The sequence below is a fragment of the Pantoea sp. ME81 genome (assembly GCF_903970985.1).
GTDB classification, from domain to species: domain Bacteria; phylum Pseudomonadota; class Gammaproteobacteria; order Enterobacterales; family Enterobacteriaceae; genus Pantoea; species Pantoea communis.
Genome location: NZ_CAJCKS010000031.1, coordinates 12,200 through 35,025, shown reverse-complemented (window position 1 = coordinate 35,025; position 22,826 = coordinate 12,200). Strand labels below are relative to the sequence as shown.

Genomic DNA, 22,826 nt, shown 5'->3' with positions numbered 1-22,826 from the left:
ACTTATCAGGATCCGATGCCGCTCCGTGATAAATGGCTTCGCTCATCTACCGGTTACATCAGGTCATTACTGACTTGCGTCAGCCTCGGCAAATCTTCCCAGGCGAGTATGGTGTTACGCCCCTGATTTTTCGCGACGTATAATGCGCGGTCAGCATTTGCCACCGCCTGGTCAAACTCATCGCCAAAAATAGGCGCGATCCCGGCACTGATGGTGACATGAGTGGAGACCTTTTCATTAAAGCGATGCGGGATTTCGAGGTCCACTACGTACTGACGAATGCGCTCCGCCAGCTTCATCGCAATCGAGGCATTAACGTTGGTCATCAGCACCAGAAACTCTTCACCGCCATACCGTGTTACCACATCGCGTGAACGCACGGCATCACGAATGGCAACCGATACCCGCGCCAGCGCCTGATCGCCCATCGCATGACCGTAGTTGTCGTTGTAGGCTTTGAAGTGGTCAATATCCAGCAGCAGTACGTAATGACTGCCCGCGTGGTTTTCCAGGATGGTGTCGAGGCGATTTTTCAGGCCACGGCGGTTATACAAACCAGTGAGCGGATCCAGCATACTCAAATCGCTAAAACTCTCTTTTTCCTCATACAGCTGGCTAACCAGTCGTCGGGTAAAAGTATCAAAGCGGCGGCGCATTAAATGATGCAGCGAGAAACCAATCAACGGCAGCGTGATCGTAAAAATGATCATCATTAAATGCTGACCATCATCTAATAACAATACGGTTAATACGGGGGGCGTAATGTGTAAACAAAATGCGATCAAATAATCACTGAGCGCAATGGCACTGACAAAAAATACGCTTAACAAGCTGATTATTAAAAAGCTGCCATCAAAATAAAAAACCTGATGATACCTGTGGTTAATGTGCCATGCCCAGAGCGCACCTAATATCATGGCAACAGGATTTAATAGCGGTAATTTCCGTTTTGGCATCATCAGACAAACGGTCAGTAATGTCAGGCTGAAAGCCGCGACAATGCCTACTGGCAGCGAGCTTACCGGGCTATCTGTGCCTAAAAAAGGTAACAGGCAAAAAAGCGAAACGGCGACATTTAAAAACAAAAAGAGCATCAGCGAAAGCCGATATTTGCTGTGTTTCAACTCATCATAAGATTGTAATTTCATTATTATTACTCTTCACAGCCCTGAAATATCAAAGCGCTACCCGTGGGAAATACTCCCGCAAATCGGATAGTGAGCACGTTATTGACGTGTTATCGAAATAGTTATCGGCGGCAATTTAGCATTTTCCAGTAAATCTGTCATCCAACGCATCCCTCGATAAAAAACTCGCTGAAAGATGAGAAATATTGTCATATGATAATACGAATATTTATCATTTGAGGGTTGCGCGATGATCATGGCGATGATGGCTGCCTGCGGCTTATGGGGCGTGAGCTGGATGATGGGTAAGCGGCTAGACAGCGGTTGGGGAGTCTTGTTGCCCTGTGCGGCTTTACCGATTTTTGCGCTGTGGGAGCCGAGTTTCAGCCAGTGGCGCGTGGTGATGATTGTTGCGCTGTTGATGACAGTAGTGATGTTGTTCCATCATCGTCTGCGTCACTATCTGCTGCTGCCTTCTTGCCTGGCATTGGCGGGCGGGGCGGCAGCGGTCACCGTGAATTTCCATATCATCTGATCCTGCTTTCAGGATGACAGAAACGACAACATCACGCTCAGTGCGTGATATTTTCTTTTGATTCAAATGGGGATTTTACTACCAGAAGGGGCAGGCAATTCAGACAACGTGGTGCGAAGGGAGGGACTTGAACCCTCACGTCCGTAAGAACACTAACACCTGAAGCTAGCGCGTCTACCAATTCCGCCACCATCGCATTGTGTTGTCTTTACTTGTCTTGTTTATACCATCGCATTGGTGCGAAGGGAGGGACTTGAACCCTCACGTCCGTAAGAACACTAACACCTGAAGCTAGCGCGTCTACCAATTCCGCCACCATCGCTCAGTGCTATGATATAAACTTTGTGATTATTGGTGCGAGGGGAGGGACTTGAACCCTCACGTCCGTAAGGACACTAACACCTGAAGCTAGCGCGTCTACCAATTCCGCCACCGTCGCGTACCCTGCAACACTCTAAAGTATTGCTAACCACGGAGGCGCATTCTAGAGATTTTACTCTTTGCGTCAATACATATTTCACGACGATGAAACGATTGCTGCAAAAAACAACATTTTCACCGTCATGAAGATCAAAATGCGTTATTTACGCGTTTTAGCACCGCGACCGTACACTGCACGGTACACCTTAAAACGCCCGGTCTGCGCCAGCACTTCGTGGTTGCCGAAGGTCTCATCCAGAATCTGCGGATAAGGCAGGAAGGCGTTGGCGACAATACGCAATTCACCGCCGCTGTTCAGATGCTTAAGCGCGCCACGAATCAGCGTGTTGGCCGCATCAAGGCTGGTTTGCAGGCCATCATGGAACGGTGGGTTGGAGATGATCATATCGAAGCGGCCGGTAACATCCGAGAAGACGTTACTGGCGAATACTTCACCTTCCAGTTCGTTGGCGGCCAGCGTCAGTTTACTGGCTTCAATCGCTGCGGCATGCACATCACACAGCCACAACCGCACGCGCGGGGAGATTTGTGCCATCACGGTGGCCAGCACGCCGCTGCCGCAGCCGATATCCAGCACTTTGCCACGGAAGTGCGGCTCCAGCGTGGAGAGCAGCAGATCGCTACCGATATCCAGACCATCGCGGCTGAAGACGCCCGGCAGCGTGTGGATGGTGAGGTGCTCGATCATGTAAGTATTGCCGTAGCTGCTGGCATCAAAGGTTGGCTGTGTATCCAGACGACCATGATAGAGACCGCAACGACGTGCACTGTCGACTTTTTCCAGTTTCGTCCAGTCTTCCAGCATGCCTTCCGCACTGCGCACGCCGCTGCGGTTTTCACCGACCACAAAGATATCGCAGCCGACCGGCATCAGCGACAGCAGGTTTTGCAGCTGGAACTGCGCTTCTGGCTTGTTCTTCGTCCAGAAATAAACCAGCGTATCGCAGCCTTCAACATCAGCGGCAGTGGCCACCATGCTGTAAACCGCACGTTCACCGAGGCGACGGCTCAGGTTCTGCCAGTGATGGTACTGCTGGGTGTGCACGCGCGTTGATGCGGTTTCCAGCTGGGCGGGCAGGTCATCCTGCAGGTCGCCAGCAAACAAAACATGGCGGGCGGTAAATTCATCACTGTGGCGCAGAATGACTTCGCTGGCCGGGGTAAAAGCAGACATGGAACGCTCCTGTTAAATCAGAGCGGGGATTATAGTGCTTTGTTGGCGCATGTTCGATGGGTTTGCTAGCATAGCGTCGCATTCTGGCAGCATAACGGGTAATAGCATGAGCACAAGGCGCGACTGGCTTCTACAGCAAATGGGGATTACGCAGTATCAATTGCGGCGTCCGCGCGTGATGCAGGGCGAAATTGCCGTGACGCTGGCCCCGGACACCCGCCTGGTGTTGGTGGCTGAGCATGCCCCCGCGCTGCAGGAACCCTTAATTCGCGATGTCCTGCATGCCCTGAATATTCAGCCTTCGCAGGTGATGACGCTGACGCCGGAACAGCTGCCGATGCTGCCTGAGCAGGTGGATTGTGCCGGTTGGTTGCTGGGCGTCGAGAGCGAATACACCTTTAACGGCATCACCTTTTCCACCGCCGTTTTCAACGAATTAATCAGCAGTGGTGCGGCAAAACGCGCCCTGTGGCAACAGATGTGTAACCATGACAGCCATCTCTTTAGTCACCCCTGAAGACCAGCCGCAGCTGCTGGCCATTGAACGTCGCAGCCACGCCTTTCCGTGGAGCGAGCAGACGTTTGCCAGCAATCAGGGCGAACGTTTTGTGAATTATCGTCTGGAAGCCGAAGGTAAACTGGCAGGGTTCGCCATTACGCAAGTGGTGCTGGATGAAGCCTCGCTGTTCAACATTGCGGTCGATCCCGATTTTCAGCGCCGTGGCTATGCGCGCCAGCTGCTGCAACATTTGATTGCTGAGCTGGAAAAGCGCGATGTCATGACGCTGTGGCTTGAGGTGCGAGCCTCGAATCACCCGGCGATTGCACTGTATGAGCAACTGGATTTCCATCAGGTCAGCGTACGCCCCAACTACTATCCCACCGCCAACGGCCGTGAAGATGCCATTATCATGGCGCTCACTCTCTAAAAAGGGACACTATGTTAAACGACTGGGACTGCATCCTGTTTGATGCGGATGACACACTTTTTCATTTTGACGCTTACGCCGGTTTACAGCGCATGTTTGCCAGCTATGACGTGCACTTCAGCGATCAGGATTACGCCGATTACCAGGCGGTCAACAAACCGCTGTGGGTCGATTATCAAAACGGCACCATTTCGGCGTTGCAGTTGCAAACACGTCGTTTCACCTTGTGGGGTGAGAAACTCAGCGTCGCGCCCGAAGTGCTGAACAGCGATTTTCTCAGTGCCATGGCAGATATTTGCCTGCCTCTCGACGGTGCTGCTGAGTTGCTCAATGCGCTGAAGGGAAAGGTGAAGATCGCCATCATTACCAACGGCTTCACCGCTTTGCAGCAGGCACGTCTGGAACGTACCGGATTCCGCGAGTTCTTTGATGAGCTGGTGATTTCTGAGCAAGTCGGCGTACCGAAACCGGATGTGGCGATTTTCGACCACACGCTGGCGTTGCTTGGCAACCCGGATCGCAGCCGCGTGTTGATGGTCGGTGATACACCTGAGTCTGACATTCTGGGCGGGATGAATGCCGGGCTAAAAACCTGCTGGATCGATCACGGCACGCGTCCGTTGCCGGAACATATCAAACCGACCTGGCAGGTGAAGACGCTGGCGGAGCTGCAGGCGTTGCTGACAGAACGCTAAAAGTATCTATTCACGAGTACGTTACGTTATCAGTGTTCTTTCTCTTTTTCTGGCGGCACGTTACTGGCCGCTTCTTCTTCCTCTCGTTCCTTATCCTCTTTTACCGCGCGGCTGGCGGTGAGCAGGAACGGTGATTGCTGCCAGCGGGTACGGCGGTCGCGCAGCAGGGTGCGTGTCAGGATGATGCCAATCGCCAGCGCCAGCAGCATCATCAACCGCAAAATGTTGGTGGTGTTGTCCACCTGGCGTGATTCGGTGACCAGCACGTGGGTATCCAGCGTCACGCGCAGGAATCCCTGTGGCCCCTCTTTGCCTTCCAGCGGCTGCACGATTTGATGGTTGAAGTAGCTGCCGGCACGTTTACCATCCAGCGCCAGACGATCGCGCACGTTAATGCTTTCGCCGCTGTGCGCCACCAGGCTGCCGTCGTCGGCATACACTGAGGCATCGAGAATACGGCTGTTGTCGGTCATCTGATTAAGAATGGCTTCGATTTGCGTGCGGTTATCGTCGCTGTTGTCCATCAGCGGTTTGAGGCTAAATGCCACCTGGCGCGTCAGCGTATGCGCGAGTTCTTCCACCTGCTCAGAGCGTGCCATTTGGTGGCCGAGACTGAACCAGGATGCCCCTTGCATCAGCACCACTAACAGGGCCAGCGAGATAAGAACAATCACCGTGCGATGCAGGCGAAATTTCAGTGCGGTTTTAACCATCAGAAACCCGTGTGACGTAACAGCAGAAAGGCTGGCAATTATGTTGCCAGAACCCGCGCAGACAAGGTAGCCTCTTGCGTGGTTTTGTTGTCCCTACAGGAGCTGTAATGCCAAATCGTCTTACCTGGTGCGATCTGCCCGCCGATGTTTCACTCTGGCCGGGTCTACCCCTCTCTCTCAGCGGTGATGAAGTGATGCCGCTGGATTACCGTGCCGGTCGAACTGGCTGGTTGCTGTATGGGCGCGGACTCGATAAACAAAAACTGACCGATTATCAGCATCTGCTGGGTGCGGCGATGGTGATCGTCAGTGCCTGGAATGTCGATGAGTATCAGGTGGTTCGTCTGGCCGGTTCGCTGACGCCCCGTGCGACCAAACTGGCGCACGATGTGGGATTTGATGTGGCGCCGCTTGGCAAGATCCCGCATCTGAAAACCCCAGGCTTGCTGGTGATGGACATGGATTCCACCGCGATTCAGATCGAATGCATCGATGAGATCGCCAAACTGGCGGGCTGCGGCGAGCAGGTGTCAGAAGTCACCGAACGCGCGATGCGCGGTGAACTGGACTTCAAAGCCAGCCTGCGTGAGCGCGTGGCAAAACTGGCGGGCGCTGATGCCAACATCCTTAAGCAGGTGCGTGATACGCTGCCTCTGATGCCGGGCCTGACCACGCTGGTACATAAACTGCAGGCGCTGGGCTGGCAGGTGGCGATTGCCTCCGGCGGTTTCACTTACTACGCCGACCATTTGCGTCAGACATTGCATCTGGCCGCGGCCGTCGCCAATGAGCTGGAAATGCGCGATGGCAAGCTGACGGGCGAAGTGCTGGGGCAGATTGTGGATGCCCAATTTAAAGCCGATACCCTGAAGAATCTCGCTGAACGTCATGAAATCGCGCCAGAACAAACGGTTGCGATTGGCGATGGTGCCAACGATCTGCCGATGATTAAGGCGGCGGGATTGGGTATTGCTTACCATGCTAAACCGAAAGTGAATGAGCAGGCGTCGATCATTATCCGCCATGCCGATTTGATGGGTGTGTTCTGCATTCTGACCGGCAGCCTGATTCACGAAGAGCGTTAACTGAGGATTTGATTTGGCCAAAGCGGCAAAACGCGCCTTCGTTTGTAACGAGTGTGGCGCAGATTATCCACGCTGGCAGGGGCAATGCAGCGCCTGCAACGCGTGGAACACCATCACCGAGGTGCGTATTGCCGCCTCGCCTGCGGCAGCGCGTAATGAGCGTCTGAGTGGCTATGCCGGCAGCGCGGGACCCAGTCGGGTGCAGAAGCTGTCCGAGATCAGCCTCGAAGCCGTGCCGCGTTTCTCCACCAGCTTCAAAGAGTTTGATCGCGTGTTGGGGGGCGGCGTAGTGCCAGGCAGTGCGATTTTGATCGGAGGTAATCCGGGAGCCGGTAAATCGACGCTGCTGTTGCAGGTGATGTGCAAGCTGTCCGAAGGGATGAAAACCCTGTACGTCACTGGCGAAGAGTCACTGCAACAGGTCGCGATGCGCGCCCATCGTCTGGGATTGCCCACTGAAAACCTGAATATGTTGTCGGAAACCAGTATCGAGCAGATCTGTCTGATTGCCGAGCAGGAGCAGCCGAAACTGATGGTTATCGACTCCATCCAGGTGATGCACATGGCGGATATCCAGTCTTCGCCCGGGAGCGTAGCGCAGGTGCGTGAAACTGCCGCTTACCTGACGCGCTTCGCTAAAACACGCGGCGTGGCGATTGTGATGGTCGGCCACGTGACCAAAGATGGCTCGCTGGCCGGGCCAAAAGTGCTGGAGCACTGCATCGACTGTTCAGTGATGCTGGATGGCGATGCCGATTCCCGTTTCCGCACGCTGCGCAGTCATAAAAACCGCTTCGGTGCGGTGAACGAATTGGGCGTGTTCGCCATGACCGAGCAGGGCATGCGTGAAATCAGCAATCCATCCGCCATTTTCCTGTCACGTGGAGATGAAGTCACCTCTGGCAGTTCGGTTATGGTGGTGTGGGAAGGTTCGCGTCCGCTGCTGGTGGAGATTCAGGCGCTGGTGGATCACTCGATGATGGGCAACCCGCGTCGCGTCGCTGTTGGCCTGGAGCAAAACCGTCTGGCGATTTTGCTGGCAGTGCTGCATCGACACGGTGGTTTGCAGATGGCGGATCAGGATGTGTTCGTCAACGTGGTCGGCGGTGTGAAAGTCACCGAAACCAGTGCTGACCTTGCGCTACTGCTGGCAATGGTATCAAGCTTGCGCGATCGTCCGCTGCCGCAGGATCTGGTGATCTTCGGCGAAGTGGGGCTGGCGGGCGAGATACGTCCGGTGCCAAGTGGTCAGGAGCGCATATCCGAAGCGGCCAAGCACGGTTTCAAACGCGCGATTGTGCCGGCGGGCAATGCGCCGAAGAAAGCGATTGAAGGCATGAAGGTGTATAGCGCGAAGAAGCTGGCGGATGCGCTGGCGATATTAGACGAGCTGTAATTTCGCCGGGTGGCATACCTGCCGCCCCTGCCTTTCACCGTCACTGTAGCGTGCGCATTCATGCGCATCTTGATAAACGTACCGCACAGACTTTTCCCTCTCACGTAAACTGGAGAGGGCCGGGGTGAGGGCCAGCGCATGCCCCATCCCATTCTTTCCCATGCAGGAGGCACCAAATGTCATCGTTCGACTACCTGAAAACCGCCATACGCCAGCAGGGCCATACGCTGCAGCAGGTTGCAGATGCCAGCGGGATGACCAAAGGCTACTTGAGCCAGTTGCTGAATGCCAAAATCAAAAGCCCCAGCGCGCAAAAGCTGGAAGCACTGCATCGATTTCTTGGGCTGGAATTCCCCCGTCGTGACAAAACCGTTGGCGTGGTGTTCGGTAAGTTCTACCCGCTGCACACCGGCCACATCTATCTGATCCAGCGCGCCTGCAGCCAGGTGGATGAGCTGCACATCATCATGGGCCATGACGATCCGCGCGATCGCGAGCTGTTTGAAAACAGCGCCATGTCGCAGCAGCCGACCGTCAGCGATCGCCTGCGCTGGTTGTTACAGACCTTCAAGTACCAGAAAAACATCCGCATCCACTCGTTTGATGAAGAGGGGATCGAACCTTATCCACACGGCTGGGATGTGTGGAGCGAAGGGGTAAAGAAATTCCTCTCCGAGCAGGGCATTGAGCCGGATTGCATTTACACCAGTGAAGAGCCGGATGCGGCGATGTATCAACAGCATCTCGGCATCTCGACGGTGGTGATCGATCCCAACCGATCCTTTATGAACATCAGCGGCGGGCAGATTCGCCAGGATCCGTTCCGCTACTGGGAATATATTCCCACCGAAGTGAAGCCGTTCTTTGTGCGCACCGTGGCGATCCTTGGCGGGGAATCCAGCGGCAAATCCACGCTGGTCAACAAGCTGGCAAATATCTTCAATACCACCAGCGCGTGGGAATATGGCCGCGACTATGTCTTCTCGCACCTCGGTGGCGATGAGATGGCGCTGCAGTATTCTGACTACGACAAGATTGCCTTAGGGCAGGCGCAGTACATTGATTTCGCGGTGAAATACGCCAGCAAAGTGGCGTTTATCGACACCGATTTTGTCACCACGCAGGCGTTTTGCCTCAAGTATGAAGGGCGCGAGCATCCTTTCGTGCAGGCGCTGATCGATGAGTACCGTTTCGATCTGGTGATCTTGCTGGAGAACAATGTGCCGTGGGTGGCTGACGGTTTGCGCAGCCTGGGCAGCTCAATGGATCGTCGCGAGTTTCAGTCGATGCTGGTGACCATGTTGCGTGAAAACAATATCGACTTCGTCCATGTCAAAGAGGATGACTACGACACGCGCTTCCTGCGCTGCGTTGAACTGGTGAAGCAGATGCTGGGGGCCTAACCCTCCAGCAATAAAAAAGGCGCCAATCGGCGCCTTTTTCACATCATAACAATTACTTCGCCATACGCTTGTACTTGATACGCTTCGGCTCCAGCGCGTCAGCGCCGAGGGTGCGTTTCTTGTACTCTTCGTACTCGGTAAAGTTACCTTCGAAGAACTCCACCTTACCTTCATCCTGATAATCGATGATGTGGGTGGCGATACGGTCGAGGAACCAACGGTCATGCGAGATCACCATGGCACAGCCTGGGAACTCCAGCAGGGCGTTTTCCAGCGCGCGCAGGGTTTCGATGTCCAGGTCGTTGGTTGGTTCATCGAGCAGCAACAGGTTGCCGCCAACCTGCAGCAGTTTCGCGAGGTGCAGACGACCACGCTCACCACCGGACAGCTCGCCAACGCGTTTGCCCTGATCGGTGCCTTTGAAGTTGAAGCGGCCGACATAGGCACGGCTTGGCATCTCAACGTTGCCGACGCGCATAATGTCCTGACCACCTGACACTTCTTCAAACACGGTTTTCGAATTGTCCATCGCGTCACGGAACTGGTCCACAGACGCCAGCTTGACGGTTTCGCCCAGCTCGATGGTGCCAGAATCGGGCTGTTCCTGACCGGACATCATGCGGAACAGGGTCGATTTACCGGCACCGTTCGGGCCGATGATGCCGACAATCGCGCCTTTCGGCACCGAGAAGGTCAGATCGTCGATCAGTACGCGGTCGCCATACGATTTGCTCAGGTTGGTCACTTCCAGCACTTTGTCGCCGAGGCGCGCACCTGGTGGAATGAACAATTCGTTGGTTTCGTTACGTTTCTGGTATTCGGTGTTGTTCAGCTCTTCGAAACGCGCCAGACGGGCTTTGCCCTTAGACTGACGGCCTTTCGCGCCCTGGCGTACCCACTCCAGCTCTTTTTCAATCGACTTACGACGCGCCGCTTCAGAAGAAGCTTCCTGCGCCAGACGCTGATCTTTCTGCTCCAGCCAGGAAGAGTAGTTACCTTCCCACGGAATACCTTCACCGCGGTCCAGCTCCAGAATCCAGCCTGCAACGTTATCGAGGAAGTAACGGTCGTGCGTGATCGCCACCACGGTGCCTTCAAAGTCGTGCAGGAAACGTTCCAGCCAGGCCACGGATTCTGCATCCAGGTGGTTGGTCGGTTCGTCGAGCAGCAGCATGTCTGGCTTTTCGAGCAGCAGGCGGCACAGCGCGACGCGGCGGCGCTCACCACCGGACAGGTTGCCAATTTTGGCATCCCAGTCTGGCAGACGCATCGCATCAGCAGCACGGTTCAGCTGGGTGTCGAGGTTATGGCCATCGTGCGCCTGAATCACTTCTTCCAGACGACCTTGTTCGGAAGCCAGTTTATCGAAATCGGCATCAGGATCGGCGTACAGTGCGTACACTTCGTCGAGACGCTTCAGCGCACCAACCACTTCAGAAACCGCCTCTTCCACAGATTCACGCACGGTGTGCTCTGGATTGAGTTTGGGTTCCTGCGGCAGATAGCCGACTTTAATGCCCGGTTGTGGGCGTGCTTCCCCTTCGATATCGGTATCAATACCGGCCATGATGCGCAGCAGGGTGGATTTACCCGCGCCGTTCAGGCCGAGTACACCGATTTTGGCGCCTGGGAAGAAGCTAAGAGAGATGTTCTTCAGAATGTGACGCTTCGGCGGAACCACTTTGCCGACGCGATGCATGCTATAGACGAATTGAGCCACGTTGTAATGAGCCTCTGGTCTGTGAATGGTGGAACCTCAGATGCTGAAGTTTAGCCGTTTTCACCTGGCAATCACAGCCGCATGGCGTTGAATCTTCTGGAGTGGGGTTGAACAGGGGATAACTGATTGATTCTCACTCAACAGTCGCTATGCTGCTTTTTTGCCTGGAAAACGGAGGGGGTTCGATGAAAGTGCTGATTGCTGCAGATGAACATGCCTGGGGCGGATTAATTCCGGCCATTCGTCAGACGTTACCGGATATGGAGTTTATTGCCTCGGCGGGCCATGCGGCGGAGAGTCTGGCCGGTTTTGATGCGCTAATTCCTGGTATGTGCCGGGTGGATGCCCGACTGATCGCCACGGCCGATCGCCTGAAGCTGGTGCAGCAGGCGGGTGTCGGGCTCGAAGGTGTCGATCTTGAAGCGGCCAAAAAGGCCGGCATTATGGTGGCGAATGTTCCCTCCGACCATTCCGGTAATGCCGATTCGGTGGCGGAATTGGGGATCTGGATGATGATTGGCCTGGCACGTCGCCAGCATGAGATCGCCGATTGCCTGGCGCAGCAGAGACTGGGTCAACCCATTGGCTTAGGCCTGATGGGCAAAACCGTGGGGCTGGTGGGGCTGGGCGGCATCGGTAAAGCTTTGGCGAAGCGACTTGCTCCGTTTGGTATGCGCATGATCGGGGTAAAACGTGAAGCGGATGAAGCTTTTGCGCGTCAACATCAACTCGACTGGGTCGGCAATATGGCGCAGCTGCCGGAACTGTTGCAGCAAGCCGATTTTGTCGTGCTCAGTCTGCCTGACAATGCGGCGACGCATAACATCATTAATGCCGATGCGTTGGCGCAGATGAAACCAGACAGCTTCCTGATCAACCTGGGACGCGGTGGACTGATCGAGAAACAGGCCTTTTTGGCAGCGCTGGAGACAAAAAAATTGGCTGGAGCCGGGCTGGATGTGTTCTGGCAGGAACCACCCGATCCACAAGATCCGGTGTTCCGCTATAACGTGATCGCGACGCCACACATTGGCGGCGTCACCGATGTCTCAATGAAGGGAATTATCAAAGGAATCTGCGATAACTTGCGCCGTCTGCGCGACGGCGACGCGGTGATCGATCGCAAGGCATAATTTTAAGGCAGGCGCAGCGGGATGTTCTGTTGCGCCAGCCAGCTCTTCAGCGCCGGTTCTGGCGCGCTGTCACTCACCAGTAAATCAAAACGGCGTAGCTCGCCAATGCGCGCGGGCAGCACTTTGCCAAATTTGCTGCTGTCCGCCACTAACACGCGCGTGCGCGAACGCAGCATGGCGTGATGTTTCATCGCTAGCTCATTGATGTTATAGCAGGTTGCGCCCTGTTCCGGATCGATCCCCGCGGCTGAGATAAAGGCCAGCGTCGGGCAGAGATCGTCGAGGATCGAGTGCGCGCCAATCGGCGTAAACAGCGCGTTATCGGCATGAAACTCGCCGCCACTCAATATCACATTACAGGCGGGTTTCTCTTTCAGCGCGAGGAAGGTGTTCATGGCGCAGCAAATCGCGGTGAACGCCAGCGTGTCCGGAATTGCATCCACGATATAAGGCAGGGTGGTGCCACAGTCGAAAAACACCGTGTCATTTTCGCTGATCAAACTGGCTGCGGCCTGCGCCAGGCGCTGTTTGCGTGCGGCGTTTTGCCCGTGCTGGTCGGAGACGAAATAGTGCCCGGCATGGCTTTTCGGATCGCTGACAATGTAGCCCCCGAGCAGGACCACCGTCGAAGCTGGCTCAGTCAGATCGCGACGAATAGTCATCTCTGAGACGCCCAACAGTTGCGCCGCATCTTTCAGGTGCAGCTTATCGGTGCGCTTCAGTGCTTGCGCCAGCTTATGAATACGTTCTTCGCGCCGGGTTTCCATGAGCATCTCTGTGTTATGGCTATCCTGAGGGGGAAAAGTTTACCCGTCGGCGCGAGAGAAGCGCCACCGACAAACCAAGGTAAATCTCTCATATTTTAATGATTTGCGACTTATCTAGCCGGCAGTTTTTCAATCTTACCTGTAATGAAATCGCCCCGCAAACTTCCCACACCGCGCTGAAAGCGTCAACGGCGCTGATGTTGTTTTGTTAAAATAATAACATCAGTGCGGGCTTTTCTGTCAGAAAAATCGTTTTCATACGCTGCTCAGGATGTGAATTTTGTCACACAGATCACTTTGTATACCTGCTAGTGTGATTTAAATAACATTTAAATGCTAAAAATTCACCGGGGAGTAAACAATGGATATCGCGGTTATTGGGTCAAATATGGTGGACCTCATTACCTACACCAATCAGATGCCGAAAGCGGGCGAAACGCTGGAAGCACCTGATTTCGCCATCGGCTGTGGTGGCAAAGGCGCAAATCAGGCGGTGGCCGCGGCGAAAATGGGCGGCAGCGTGATGATGGTGAGCAAAGTGGGTGACGATCTGTTTGCGCCGAACACTGTGGCGAACCTGAAACAACAGGGCGTCGATACCCAATTTGTCACCACCGCGCCGGGCACTTCCAGCGGCGTGGCGCCGATCTTTGTTGATGATCAATCGCAGAACCGCATTCTGATCATCAAAGGCGCCAACCAGCAGCTCAAACCGGCCGATATTGATGCGGCGGCCGAGGGGCTGAAAGCGTGCCAACTGATTATCCTGCAACTCGAAATCCCGCTGGAAACCGTTTATTACGCGATTGATTTTGCCCGTCAGCACGACATCAAAGTGATCCTCAACCCGGCGCCGGCAGTGGCGAATCTCGATATCGATTACGCCTGCAAGTGCGACTTTTTTATGCCTAACGAAACCGAACTGGAGATCCTCACCGGCATGCCGGTCGGAACCGATGATGAAGTGATCCGTGCAGGCCAGACGCTGCTCAAGCGCGGCCTCAAAAACCTGATTATCACCTTGGGTGCGCGCGGTTCACTGTGGATGGCGGGCGACACGCTGCATCAGGTCGCGCCAACGTCAGTGAAGGCGGTGGACACCAGCGGTGCCGGTGATGCCTTTATCGGCTGCTTTGCGCACACGCTGGTGAAGACCGGCGATATTCCTACGGCGATGGCGCAAGCCTCGGCCTATGCCGCCTGCAGCGTCACTGGACGCGGCACGCAACGTTCCTACCCGGACGCGGAAACCTTCCAGCGTTTTCTCAACCTAAACTGAGGTCGAGTCATGCAACAGAACATTGTTCAGCAATCTGACGGCTATCTGAATAAGACGCCACTGTTTCAGTTCATTTTGCTCTCGTGCCTGTTCCCATTGTGGGGTTGTGCCGCGAGCTTAAACGATATCCTGATTACGCAATTCAAAAGCGTATTTGCGTTGAGCGATTTTGCCAGTGCGCTGGTGCAGAGTGCCTTTTACGGTGGCTACTTCCTGATCGCGATTCCCGCCTCGCTGGTGATCCGCAAAGCCACTTACAAGCTGGCGATATTGATGGGATTGGTGCTGTATATCGTCGGTTGCGTGCTGTTCTATCCGGCGTCACATATGGCGACTTACACCATGTTCCTCGCGGCGATCTTCGCCATCGCCATTGGCCTCAGCTTCCTCGAAACGGCCGCCAACACCTACAGCTCGATGATTGGTCACCGCGATCACGCCACGCTCCGTCTTAACATCAGCCAGACGTTCTATCCGATTGGTGCGCTGATGGGCATCGTGCTGGGTAAATATCTGGTGTTTCAGGATGGTGAAAGCCTGCATGCGCAGATGGCGGGCATGAACGCCGGGCAGGCCCACGCTTTCCGTCTTAGCATGCTGGAGCACACGCTGGAACCCTACAAATATCTGGTGATGGTGTTAGTGGTGGTGATGCTGCTGTTTCTGTTCACCCGCTATCCACGTTGCAAGCCGGAATCCAGTGAGAAGTCATTGCCCTCGCTGGGTGAAACCTTCCGCTATCTGGCGGGTAATCGTCACTTCAAACGTGGCATCGTAGCGCAATTCCTCTATGTCGGGATGCAGGTGGCGGTGTGGTCCTTCACCATCCGTCTGGCATTGACGCTGGGGGCAACGAACGAACGTCACGCCTCTAACTTTATGATTTACAGCTTTATCTGCTTCTTTATCGGCAAGTTTGTCGCCAACTTCCTGATGACGCGCTTCCGTGCGGAAAAAGTGCTGATTGCCTACTCGATTCTGGGCGTGATCACCCTCGCGTGGGTGATGTTTGTGCCAAACTTTACCGCCGTGTACGCAGCAGTGTTTGTCAGCGTGCTGTTTGGGCCCTGCTGGGCCACTATCTATGCCGGCACGTTAGCCACAGTGGATAACAAGTACACCGAAGTGGCAGGCGCGTTTATTGTGATGTCGATTGTGGGTGCGGCGTTTATCCCGGCTATACAGGGATTCGCCTCTGATCATCTCGGATCGATGCAACTGGCGTTTGGCGTGTCGCTGTTGTGCTTTGCGTGGGTGGGTTTCTATTTCTGGGGCGAACTGCGCCATAAAAATCAGGCGATGCAGGCAGGTCGTCTGGTTGAGGAGATGCCATGAAAACCCGATTACCGCTGCGTCGTGAACAGTTTCATGAAACGCCCAGCACGCTGTTGCACAATGACTATTTCCACGTCGAGTTGTTTCGCTATCCGGCGGGTGTCGAAGCGGTGCGTATCAGCAACCAGCGCGGCAAGGTAATTGTGCTGCCGTTTTACGGTCAAATGGTGTGGGATGCGACCTTCGATGGCCATTCCCTCACCATGGGGCACAGCTTTAAGCAGCCGCTGCCAGGCAGTTCGATTATCGATACTTACGGCTGTTTTGCCTTCCACTCTGGATTGCTGGCGAACGGCTGTCCTGCGCCCGATGACGAACATGCGCTGCACGGTGAAATGGCCTGCGCACGTATGGACAGCGCGTGGATCGTGCTGGAGCAAGATCGCGTTTCTCTGGAAGGGGAAACCGAATATGTGAAAGGTTTTGGTCATCACTATCTGGCTTCTCCAGCGGTGCGGTTGCACGCTAACGCGCCGCGCTTGCAGATTGAGATGAACGTCACCAATCTGGCGGGCGCGCCGATGCCGCTGCAGTACATGTGCCATCTGAACAGCGCCTGGCTGGCCAATGGCCGCTTTAAGCAGTCGATCCCGCAGGATGCGTTCAAGTTACGCACCTCGATCCCGGCACATGTGAAACCAACGCCCCAGTGGACCGCGTACACTGATCGGCTGGCGCGCGATCCCCAGGCATTGCAGCAGCTAGATCAACCGGAGATGTGCGATCCGGAAATCGTGTTTTTTGCCGATAATCTGCCGCAATACGGCAACGAGGTGCAGTTCGAACTGCATGCCCCGGAAGGCTATGCCTTGATGACGCGCTTCGATAGCCGACAGTTCCCCCACGCCACACGCTGGCTGCTGCACAATCACGATCAGCAGGTGGCGGCTTACGTGCTGCCCTCAACTTGTCGGCCTGAAGGATTTAAGGCGGCACAGCGTGCTGGAACCTTGATTGAGCTGGCTCCCGGCGAGAAGCGACATTTCAGCGTCGAGACCGGCATTCTGTAATCACTGGCGGCCCTTGTGCCGCCTCAATTTTTACCGCTTCGCTATTCACGAAACTGTCACGCAATATCCTTGCCAATCCTATAAAGCCAACTGCCCTGTATGACGATAACCCCTGCGACATTCGTCACATTGGTTCTCCTCTCTCTTTACCAGGGTTCAGATTTATGAAGCTCAATCAGTTTAAAATTGGCCAGCGGCTGGGTTTTCTCGCCACGCTGCTGTTGCTCGCCACATTGTTGATGGGACTGCACGGACTGCAAGTCAATATGCAGGCGCTGGAAAACAATCAGGACGTGATGGCACGTGAAGTCCTGATTGCCGACAGCATCGACACCGCGCGCAGTGCGCAGGTGCAGTTCAAGATACAGGTACAGGAGTGGAAAAATACCCTGTTGCGCGGCACCCAAGGGCAGGAGACCTTCGATAAGTACAAAAAGGCGTTTTTGAAAGAGAGCCAGCAAACGCAGGCGCTGCTGAGTAAGCTGAGCCAGATTCAGACGTCGCTGGGGTTACCTGACGCTCCCGTGGAACAGGCGCGCGCGGTGCATGCCGGGCTGGAGAGCAAATATCTGGCGGCGCTGGAAAACTACAGTATCAGCGATATTAACAGTGCGGCACGCGTTGACCATCTGGTCACCGGTATCGACCGCGCACCGACACAGCAAATCGACGATCTGGTGGCTGCCACGCTGAAACGCGCGCAGCAGATGCATCAGGAGATAGAAGCCAACAACCTCGCCCATTACCAGAAAACCCGCATGCTGCTGCTGATCGCGATGGGCTGTATCTTGCTGGTTGGTGTGTGCATTACGGCCTGGCTGGTGCAGAGCATCACGCGTCCGCTGAAGCAGGCAATTAACGTAGCGAAAACTGTGGCGGCGGGTGACCTGCGCACCCAGATTGAGGTTTCAGGACGCGACGAAACGGCACAGCTGATGGCGGCGCTGCGTGATATGAACCACAACCTGACGCGCATTGTCACGGGGGTGCGTTCCGGCACCGAAGCGATTGCCGACACCACCGATCAGGTCGCACACGGCAGCCGCGAGTTGTCGGCGCGCAACGAAGCGCAGGCCAGTGCGTTGGAAGAGACCGCAGCTTCAATGGAGCAGCTGACTTCCGTGGTGAAAAACAATGCCGAGAACGCACGCCATGCCAGCGATATCGCGCGTGATACCCGCCAGCGCGCCGGCGAGGGCGGCGAGGTGGTGGAAAAAGTGGTGGTGGCAATGGGCGAGATCCACCAGTTCTCGCGTGAGATCAACGAGATCGTGACGGTGATTGATGGCATCGCGTTCCAGACCAATATTCTGGCACTCAATGCCGCAGTCGAAGCGGCACGCGCTGGGAATGATGGGCGTGGCTTTGCGGTGGTAGCGTCGGAAGTGCGTGCGCTGGCACAGCGCTCCGCTTCTGCAGCGCGTGATATTCGTGGTCTGACCGATCGTTCAGTGAGTTTGATTGCGCAGGGCAACACGCTGGTGAAAGGCGCGGGATCGTCGATGCAGGAGATTGTCGAGAGCGTGAAGCAGCTGTGCGAGCTGATGGAGAACATCTCATCCGCTAGCGCGGAGCAGAGCGTGGGTATTGAGCAGGTGAACCTGGCGGTGACGCATATGGATGCCGCCACCCAGCAGAACGCCACGCTGTCGCAGCAGTCCGCCCAATCGGCACGCGCGCTGAATCAGCAGGTCGGCTCGCTGGTGGAGAATATCAGCGTATTCCAGTTGGAGTCGAAGCCGGCTCAGTAACGTCGCGCAACAAACTACGCCGTTACACCGATAGGTATTGAGTCGTAGGGCGCCATCAATGGCGCCCTTTTCGTGCACTCTACAGTTAAAAGTTAAATCGCCACTAATCCGCGCACGCCTTCTGCTTCCATATTGGATCCCGCGCCGCGTTGCACGATCTCACCGCGTGACATCACCAGATACTGATCGGCCAGCTCGGCGGCGAAATCGTAAAACTGCTCCACCAGCAGGATCGCCATATCACCACGCTGGGCCAACTGACGGATCACTGCGCCAATCTCCTTGATCACCGACGGCTGGATCCCTTCGGTGGGCTCATCCAGGATCAACAGCTGTGGTTTGCACGCCAGCGCACGACCGATCGCCAGTTGCTGCTGTTGCCCACCGGACAGATCGCCGCCGCGTCGGGCCTTCATTTCGCGCAGCACCGGGAACAGCTGGTAAATCTCCTCGGGCACGGATTTGGACTGCGATCCCGAGAAGCGTGCCAGCCCCATCAGCAGATTCTCCTCCACCGTCAGGCGCGGGAAAATTTCGCGGCCCTGCGGCACATAAGCAATACCCGCTTGCACACGCTGATGCGGCTTACGGCTGTTGATCACCTTATCCTGCCAGCGAATCTCACCGGATTTCGCCGGGATCAGCCCCATCAGGCATTTCAGCAGCGTGGTTTTACCCACGCCGTTGCGGCCCAGCAGGCAGGTAATTTCGCCCGGTTTCGTTTCAAACGAAAGACCGCGCAGAATATGGCTGCCGCCATAATATTGATTCAGTTCGGATACTTGCAGCATCTTAGCGCCCCAGATAAACGTCGATGACCCGATCATTCGCCTGCACTTCGCGTAACGATCCCTCTGCCAGCACCTGGCCCTGATGCAGTACTGTGACGTGATCGGCAATCGTCTCGACAAAACCCATGTCGTGTTCCACCACCATCAGCGAATGCTTGCCTGCCAGACTGCGGAACAGCTCGGCGGTGTACTCGGTTTCCGCGTCGGTCATACCCGCCGCGGGTTCGTCGAGCAGTAGCAGATGCGGGTCCTGCACTAACAACATGCCGATTTCAAGAAACTGCTTCTGACCGTGCGACAACAAGCCCGCTTTGCGCTGGCGCTCACCGCTCAGCCGCAGCAGTTTTAGCACCTCATCGATGCGATCCTGCTGTTCGCCGTTAAGCCGTGCACGCAAACTAGCCCACACCGACTTATCGTTTTTCAGCGCGATTTCCAGATTTTCGAATACGGTGAGCGCTTCAAAAACCGTGGGTTTCTGGAACTTGCGGCCAATGCCGGCCCGGGCGATCTCCACCGACGACATGCGGGTGAGATCGGTGTCCTGGTCATAGATCACCTGCCCGTTATCGGGACGCGTTTTGCCGGTGATCACGTCCATCAGCGTGGTTTTGCCCGCGCCGTTGGGGCCAATCACACAGCGCAGTTCACCGACGCCGATCTTCAGCGACAGATCGGTGAGCGCGCGGAAGCCATCGAATGAGACGTTGATCTTCTCCAGTTGCAGCACCGGATCGCTCTGATCGCGATGGCGATCGGCGGGATGGGGTTGGGTAAACAGTTGCTCAGTCATCACGCCTCCGGCGCAGCAGGCCAATCACACCACGCGGCAGGAACAGCGTGACGAGGATAAACATCAGGCCGAGGAAGAACAGCCAATATTCCGGGAAGGCGACGGTGAACCAGCTTTTGGCCCCGTTCACAATCGCGGCCCCTAAAAGCGGGCCAATTAAGGTGCCGCGCCCGCCGAGTGCCACCCAGATAGCCGCCTCAATCGAGTTGGTCGGCGACATTTCACTGGGATTGATAATGCCGACCTGCGGCACATACAGCGCGCCCGCAAGACCACACAACACCGCCGACAGCGTCCAGACAAACAGCTTGAAGCCTTTAGGGTCGTAACCGACGAACATCAGGCGGTTTTCGGCATCGCGTACCGCCGTCAACACCCGCCCAAACTTACTGCGCGCCAGTGCGAAGCCAATGCCAAGGCTGATTAACAACAGCAGCACGGTGGCGACGAACAGTCCAATGCGCGTGCCGGTGGCGGTGACGTTAAAGCCGAGCAGGGTGGTGAAGCCGGTAAAACCGTTGTTACCGCCAAAGCCAGTTTCATTACGGAAGAACAGCAGCATGCCGGCATAGGTCAGCGCCTGCGTCATGATCGAGAAGTAAACGCCTTTGATTTTTGAGCGGAAGGCGAAGTAACCGAACACTAGCGCCAGCAAACCCGGCACGAGCATGATCAGACACAGCGCCCAGGCAAAATGTTGCGTGCCGGCCCAGAACCACGGCAGCTCATTCCACGACAGGAACGACATAAAGGCCGGTAAGCCCTCGCCCGATGCCTGGCGCATCAGGTACATGCCCATCGCATAGCCGCCTAATGCGAAGAACAGACCATGTCCAAGAGACAGCAATCCGGCATAGCCCCATACCAGATCCAGCGCTACCGCGACGATGGCGTAGCAGAGGATTTTGCCGATCAAGGTCAGCGTGTAAGTGGAGATCGCCAGCGGATGCGTGGCGGGTAATAGGGCGCAGAACGGCAGCACCAGCAGCAGCAAGGAGATCACGATGCCGAGGCTGATACTGAGGCGCGGCGCTTTGCGCGTCAGCGTTAACGTCAGGGGTTGGCTCATCAGTCTATTACCCTCCCTTTGAAGGCAAACAGGCCCTGTGGACGTTTCTGAATGAACAGTACGATCAGCACGAGGATGAGGATTTTACCCAGTACCGCACCAATCTGCGGTTCCAGCACTTTGTTAAGGATGCCCAGGCCAAAGGCCGCTACCACGGTGCCCGCCAGCTGCCCCACGCCGCCAAGCACCACCACCAGGAAAGAGTCGATGATGTAACCCTGTCCCAGTTCCGGGCCGACGTTGCCGAGCTGCGACAGCGCCACGCCGCCCAGTCCAGCAATGCCAGAGCCCAGACCAAACGCCAGCATATCGATGCGTCCGGTTGGCACGCCGCAGCAATCGGCCATCGCGCGATTTTGCGTCACGGCGCGCACGCTCAGGCCCAGACGCGTTTTATTGAGCAGCAGCCAGGTCAGGCCGAGTACCGCAAACACAAACAGGATCACCGCAATACGGTTGTACGGCAGCACCAGGTTAGGCAACACTTGCCAGCCGCCAGACAGCCAGCCTGGGTTAGCCACTTCCAGGTTCTGTGCGCCAAACAGCACACGCACCAGTTGGATCAGCATCAGACTGATGCCCCAGGTGGCGAGCAGGGTTTCCAGCGGGCGGCCGTATAAATGACGAATGATGGTGCGCTCCAGCAGCATGCCAATGCTCGCGGTGATCAGGAATGCCACAGGCAGCGCCAGCAGCGGATACCACGCCAGCCACTGTGGTGCGAACTGCTGGAACAGGTTTTGTACAAACCAGGTGGCGTACGCACCGAGCATCAGCATCTCACCGTGCGCCATGTTGATCACGCCAAGCAGGCCGTAAGTGATCGCCAGACCCAGCGCGGCTAGCAGCAGGATCGAGCCGAGTGACAGGCCGGTAAACGCCTGACCGAAGAGATCGCCCCACATCAGGCGATGTTTGATTTGTTGCAGGCTCTCCGTGGCCGCGGCGCGCACCTGCGCATCGGGTTCGTTGCTGGCCTGCGTTAAGCGATTGAGGCTGGCCTGCATATTCGGGTCGCTGGACTCACCGAGCAGCGTGACGGCTTTGAGGCGCATGCGGGCATCCGGGCTGGCAAGTTGCAGATTGGCGGCGGCCATGACGAGCACGGCGTGAACCTGAGTGTCTTTTTCCACGGCGAGACGCTGTTCGATCAGCGGCAACTGATCGGCGGCACCGTCGTTTTGCAACTGTTGGGCGGCACGCAGGCGAATCGCGGGATCCTCGCTCACCAGCTGGTGGGCGGCGAGGGCGCTGGCGATTAACACGCGTAGCCGGTTGTTCATAAACAGCTTTTTGGTCTCACCCGTCGGCTGTTGTGCGCGATCCAGCGGGATGAGTTTGTCATCCTGCTTGCTGAACGGCTGTTTATTTTGGTCGATGACCATGCTTTCGTTACGCAGCGCCTGCAGCAGCGGCAAGCGGCTGGCCTGCGGGGTGGCCGCCCATTGTTGCAGCAGGTTGGCCTGTTCAGTGCGGCTGGCGGCGGCGAAATCCGCGCCATCGCCCGCCTGGGCGAGCCACGGCAGGAGCAGCAGCAGACAGCAAAGATAACGGCGGATTGTCATGATGATGATCCTGTATGTCGTTGGGCTTGGGGGCGGTTGATGACCTCACCCTAACCCTCTCCAGTAAGCGAGAGAGGGGACCGATCCAGCAAAGAACGCTGTTAATCACATTCGG

General features: G+C 56.0%; 21 protein-coding genes and 3 tRNA genes. 12 read left to right on the top strand and 12 right to left on the bottom strand.

Translation table 11 applies throughout. The annotated features are described in order from the left end of the window. Nucleotides 1-53: 53 nt before the first annotated feature. Entirely contained in the window at nt 54-1,148 is a 1,095-nt protein-coding gene (locus H7A81_RS08295; RefSeq protein WP_034826268.1) for a diguanylate cyclase, read from the bottom strand. A gap of 229 nt (nt 1,149-1,377) precedes the next feature. Here H7A81_RS08295 and H7A81_RS08290 point away from each other — a divergent pair, with 229 nt between their 5' ends. Beyond that, nucleotides 1,378-1,662, top strand: a complete 285-nt coding sequence (locus tag H7A81_RS08290) for a DUF1435 domain-containing protein (protein WP_097118291.1) — start codon at nt 1,378-1,380, stop codon at nt 1,660-1,662. Between the two features lie 109 nt (nt 1,663-1,771). Here the strand turns inward: H7A81_RS08290 and H7A81_RS08285 are convergent. The 4 genes from H7A81_RS08285 to rsmC all read right to left on the bottom strand — a co-directional run bounded on the left by H7A81_RS08285 (nt 1,772) and on the right by rsmC (nt 3,277). After that, nucleotides 1,772-1,858 (bottom strand) — tRNA-Leu (locus H7A81_RS08285). Between the two features lie 39 nt (nt 1,859-1,897). Beyond that, nucleotides 1,898-1,984: transfer RNA gene (locus H7A81_RS08280), tRNA-Leu, on the bottom strand. Between the two features lie 30 nt (nt 1,985-2,014). Next, nucleotides 2,015-2,101: transfer RNA gene (locus H7A81_RS08275), tRNA-Leu, on the bottom strand. 141 nt (nt 2,102-2,242) lie between these two features. Further along, entirely contained in the window at nt 2,243-3,277 is a 1,035-nt protein-coding gene (gene rsmC, locus H7A81_RS08270; protein WP_182057220.1) for a 16S rRNA (guanine(1207)-N(2))-methyltransferase RsmC, read from the bottom strand. Nucleotides 3,278-3,383: 106 nt separating this feature from the next. Here rsmC and H7A81_RS08265 point away from each other — a divergent pair, with 106 nt between their 5' ends. The 3 genes from H7A81_RS08265 to yjjG are packed head-to-tail and all read left to right on the top strand — an operon-like array spanning nt 3,384 to nt 4,901. Further along, entirely contained in the window at nt 3,384-3,794 is a 411-nt protein-coding gene (locus tag H7A81_RS08265; RefSeq protein WP_182057219.1) for a DNA polymerase III subunit psi, read from the top strand. Beyond that, nucleotides 3,766-4,206: a ribosomal protein S18-alanine N-acetyltransferase gene (gene rimI, locus H7A81_RS08260; protein WP_097118293.1), complete on the top strand. Its 441-nt coding sequence runs from the start codon at nt 3,766-3,768 to the stop codon at nt 4,204-4,206. Before H7A81_RS08265 ends, rimI begins: the two co-directional genes overlap by 29 nt. An 11-nt stretch (nt 4,207-4,217) precedes the next feature. Next, nucleotides 4,218-4,901 carry a pyrimidine 5'-nucleotidase gene (gene yjjG, locus H7A81_RS08255; protein WP_182057218.1) on the top strand — a complete coding sequence of 228 codons (684 nt, stop codon included), beginning with the start codon at nt 4,218-4,220 and terminating at the stop codon, nt 4,899-4,901. Nucleotides 4,902-4,930: 29 nt separating this feature from the next. Here yjjG and H7A81_RS08250 read toward each other — a convergent pair whose 3' ends face one another. Next, complete coding sequence (locus H7A81_RS08250; RefSeq protein WP_182057217.1) at nt 4,931-5,614, bottom strand: YtjB family periplasmic protein; 684 nt, start codon at nt 5,612-5,614, stop codon at nt 4,931-4,933. A gap of 107 nt (nt 5,615-5,721) precedes the next feature. Between H7A81_RS08250 and serB the strand changes: the two genes are divergently transcribed. The 3 genes from serB to nadR all read left to right on the top strand — a co-directional run bounded on the left by serB (nt 5,722) and on the right by nadR (nt 9,498). Continuing rightward, complete coding sequence (serB, locus tag H7A81_RS08245) at nt 5,722-6,699, top strand: phosphoserine phosphatase (RefSeq protein WP_034826251.1); 978 nt, start codon at nt 5,722-5,724, stop codon at nt 6,697-6,699. Between the two features lie 13 nt (nt 6,700-6,712). Then, on the top strand, nt 6,713-8,095 hold the full coding sequence (gene radA / locus H7A81_RS08240) for a DNA repair protein RadA (protein WP_160868548.1): 1,383 nt from the start codon (nt 6,713-6,715) through the stop codon (nt 8,093-8,095). A 176-nt stretch (nt 8,096-8,271) separates the two neighbouring features. Then, entirely contained in the window at nt 8,272-9,498 is a 1,227-nt protein-coding gene (gene nadR / locus H7A81_RS08235) for a multifunctional transcriptional regulator/nicotinamide-nucleotide adenylyltransferase/ribosylnicotinamide kinase NadR (RefSeq protein WP_034826244.1), read from the top strand. A gap of 52 nt (nt 9,499-9,550) precedes the next feature. Here nadR and ettA read toward each other — a convergent pair whose 3' ends face one another. Beyond that, nucleotides 9,551-11,218 carry an energy-dependent translational throttle protein EttA gene (gene ettA / locus H7A81_RS08230; RefSeq protein ID WP_182057216.1) on the bottom strand — a complete coding sequence of 556 codons (1,668 nt, stop codon included), beginning with the start codon at nt 11,216-11,218 and terminating at the stop codon, nt 9,551-9,553. A 185-nt stretch (nt 11,219-11,403) separates the two neighbouring features. Between ettA and H7A81_RS08225 the strand changes: the two genes are divergently transcribed. After that, entirely contained in the window at nt 11,404-12,351 is a 948-nt protein-coding gene (locus H7A81_RS08225) for a 2-hydroxyacid dehydrogenase (RefSeq protein ID WP_166935901.1), read from the top strand. A 2-nt stretch (nt 12,352-12,353) separates the two neighbouring features. Here H7A81_RS08225 and deoR read toward each other — a convergent pair whose 3' ends face one another. Beyond that, on the bottom strand, nt 12,354-13,118 hold the full coding sequence (gene deoR / locus H7A81_RS08220) for a DNA-binding transcriptional repressor DeoR (protein WP_182057215.1): 765 nt from the start codon (nt 13,116-13,118) through the stop codon (nt 12,354-12,356). 361 nt (nt 13,119-13,479) lie between these two features. On the opposite strand from deoR, the gene rbsK reads away from it, so the two are divergent. The 4 genes from rbsK to H7A81_RS08200 all read left to right on the top strand — a co-directional run bounded on the left by rbsK (nt 13,480) and on the right by H7A81_RS08200 (nt 18,493). Beyond that, complete coding sequence (gene rbsK / locus H7A81_RS08215) at nt 13,480-14,397, top strand: ribokinase (protein ID WP_182057214.1); 918 nt, start codon at nt 13,480-13,482, stop codon at nt 14,395-14,397. 9 nt (nt 14,398-14,406) lie between these two features. Beyond that, nucleotides 14,407-15,732: an L-fucose:H+ symporter permease gene (gene fucP / locus H7A81_RS08210; RefSeq protein WP_166935897.1), complete on the top strand. Its 1,326-nt coding sequence runs from the start codon at nt 14,407-14,409 to the stop codon at nt 15,730-15,732. Then, nucleotides 15,729-16,742 carry an aldose 1-epimerase family protein gene (locus H7A81_RS08205; RefSeq protein WP_182057213.1) on the top strand — a complete coding sequence of 338 codons (1,014 nt, stop codon included), beginning with the start codon at nt 15,729-15,731 and terminating at the stop codon, nt 16,740-16,742. Before fucP ends, H7A81_RS08205 begins: the two co-directional genes overlap by 4 nt. Before the next feature lie 164 nt (nt 16,743-16,906). Continuing rightward, a complete protein-coding gene (locus tag H7A81_RS08200; protein ID WP_182057212.1) occupies nt 16,907-18,493 on the top strand; it encodes a methyl-accepting chemotaxis protein in 1,587 nt (528 codons plus the stop codon). A 92-nt stretch (nt 18,494-18,585) separates the two neighbouring features. Here H7A81_RS08200 and urtE read toward each other — a convergent pair whose 3' ends face one another. From urtE to urtB, 4 genes are read right to left on the bottom strand one after another with little or no spacing between them, the layout of a single operon-like run. Beyond that, nucleotides 18,586-19,284, bottom strand: a complete 699-nt coding sequence (urtE, locus tag H7A81_RS08195) for an urea ABC transporter ATP-binding subunit UrtE (RefSeq protein WP_038649204.1) — start codon at nt 19,282-19,284, stop codon at nt 18,586-18,588. 1 nt (nt 19,285) lies between these two features. Next, nucleotides 19,286-20,077 carry an urea ABC transporter ATP-binding protein UrtD gene (urtD, locus tag H7A81_RS08190; RefSeq protein ID WP_034826215.1) on the bottom strand — a complete coding sequence of 264 codons (792 nt, stop codon included), beginning with the start codon at nt 20,075-20,077 and terminating at the stop codon, nt 19,286-19,288. Next, nucleotides 20,070-21,146: an urea ABC transporter permease subunit UrtC gene (gene urtC / locus H7A81_RS08185; RefSeq protein WP_160868556.1), complete on the bottom strand. Its 1,077-nt coding sequence runs from the start codon at nt 21,144-21,146 to the stop codon at nt 20,070-20,072. Before urtC ends, urtD begins: the two co-directional genes overlap by 8 nt. Then, the gene (gene urtB, locus H7A81_RS08180; RefSeq protein WP_182057211.1) at nt 21,146-22,711 is read right to left on the bottom strand and encodes an urea ABC transporter permease subunit UrtB; all 1,566 of its coding nucleotides are present in this window, start codon (nt 22,709-22,711) and stop codon (nt 21,146-21,148) included. Before urtB ends, urtC begins: the two co-directional genes overlap by 1 nt. Nucleotides 22,712-22,826 lie beyond the last annotated feature (115 nt).

What these genes read in the sequence shown, in the direction of transcription:
- H7A81_RS08200 (WP_182057212.1), top strand. Translation starts at nt 16,907, where the DNA reads ATGAAGCTCAATCAGTTTAAAATTGGCCAGCGGCTGGGTTTTCTCGCC.
- urtD (WP_034826215.1), bottom strand. Translation starts at nt 20,077, where the DNA reads ATGACTGAGCAACTGTTTACCCAACCCCATCCCGCCGATCGCCATCGC.
- deoR (WP_182057215.1), bottom strand. Translation starts at nt 13,118, where the DNA reads ATGGAAACCCGGCGCGAAGAACGTATTCATAAGCTGGCGCAAGCACTG.
- H7A81_RS08205 (WP_182057213.1), top strand. Translation starts at nt 15,729, where the DNA reads ATGAAAACCCGATTACCGCTGCGTCGTGAACAGTTTCATGAAACGCCC.
- H7A81_RS08295 (WP_034826268.1), bottom strand. Translation starts at nt 1,148, where the DNA reads ATGAAATTACAATCTTATGATGAGTTGAAACACAGCAAATATCGGCTT.
- urtC (WP_160868556.1), bottom strand. Translation starts at nt 21,146, where the DNA reads ATGAGCCAACCCCTGACGTTAACGCTGACGCGCAAAGCGCCGCGCCTC.
- H7A81_RS08265 (WP_182057219.1), top strand. Translation starts at nt 3,384, where the DNA reads ATGAGCACAAGGCGCGACTGGCTTCTACAGCAAATGGGGATTACGCAG.
- nadR (WP_034826244.1), top strand. Translation starts at nt 8,272, where the DNA reads ATGTCATCGTTCGACTACCTGAAAACCGCCATACGCCAGCAGGGCCAT.
- rsmC (WP_182057220.1), bottom strand. Translation starts at nt 3,277, where the DNA reads ATGTCTGCTTTTACCCCGGCCAGCGAAGTCATTCTGCGCCACAGTGAT.
- yjjG (WP_182057218.1), top strand. Translation starts at nt 4,218, where the DNA reads ATGTTAAACGACTGGGACTGCATCCTGTTTGATGCGGATGACACACTT.
- serB (WP_034826251.1), top strand. Translation starts at nt 5,722, where the DNA reads ATGCCAAATCGTCTTACCTGGTGCGATCTGCCCGCCGATGTTTCACTC.
- H7A81_RS08225 (WP_166935901.1), top strand. Translation starts at nt 11,404, where the DNA reads ATGAAAGTGCTGATTGCTGCAGATGAACATGCCTGGGGCGGATTAATT.
- fucP (WP_166935897.1), top strand. Translation starts at nt 14,407, where the DNA reads ATGCAACAGAACATTGTTCAGCAATCTGACGGCTATCTGAATAAGACG.
- rbsK (WP_182057214.1), top strand. Translation starts at nt 13,480, where the DNA reads ATGGATATCGCGGTTATTGGGTCAAATATGGTGGACCTCATTACCTAC.
- urtE (WP_038649204.1), bottom strand. Translation starts at nt 19,284, where the DNA reads ATGCTGCAAGTATCCGAACTGAATCAATATTATGGCGGCAGCCATATT.
- H7A81_RS08250 (WP_182057217.1), bottom strand. Translation starts at nt 5,614, where the DNA reads ATGGTTAAAACCGCACTGAAATTTCGCCTGCATCGCACGGTGATTGTT.
- H7A81_RS08290 (WP_097118291.1), top strand. Translation starts at nt 1,378, where the DNA reads ATGATCATGGCGATGATGGCTGCCTGCGGCTTATGGGGCGTGAGCTGG.
- urtB (WP_182057211.1), bottom strand. Translation starts at nt 22,711, where the DNA reads ATGACAATCCGCCGTTATCTTTGCTGTCTGCTGCTGCTCCTGCCGTGG.
- rimI (WP_097118293.1), top strand. Translation starts at nt 3,766, where the DNA reads ATGACAGCCATCTCTTTAGTCACCCCTGAAGACCAGCCGCAGCTGCTG.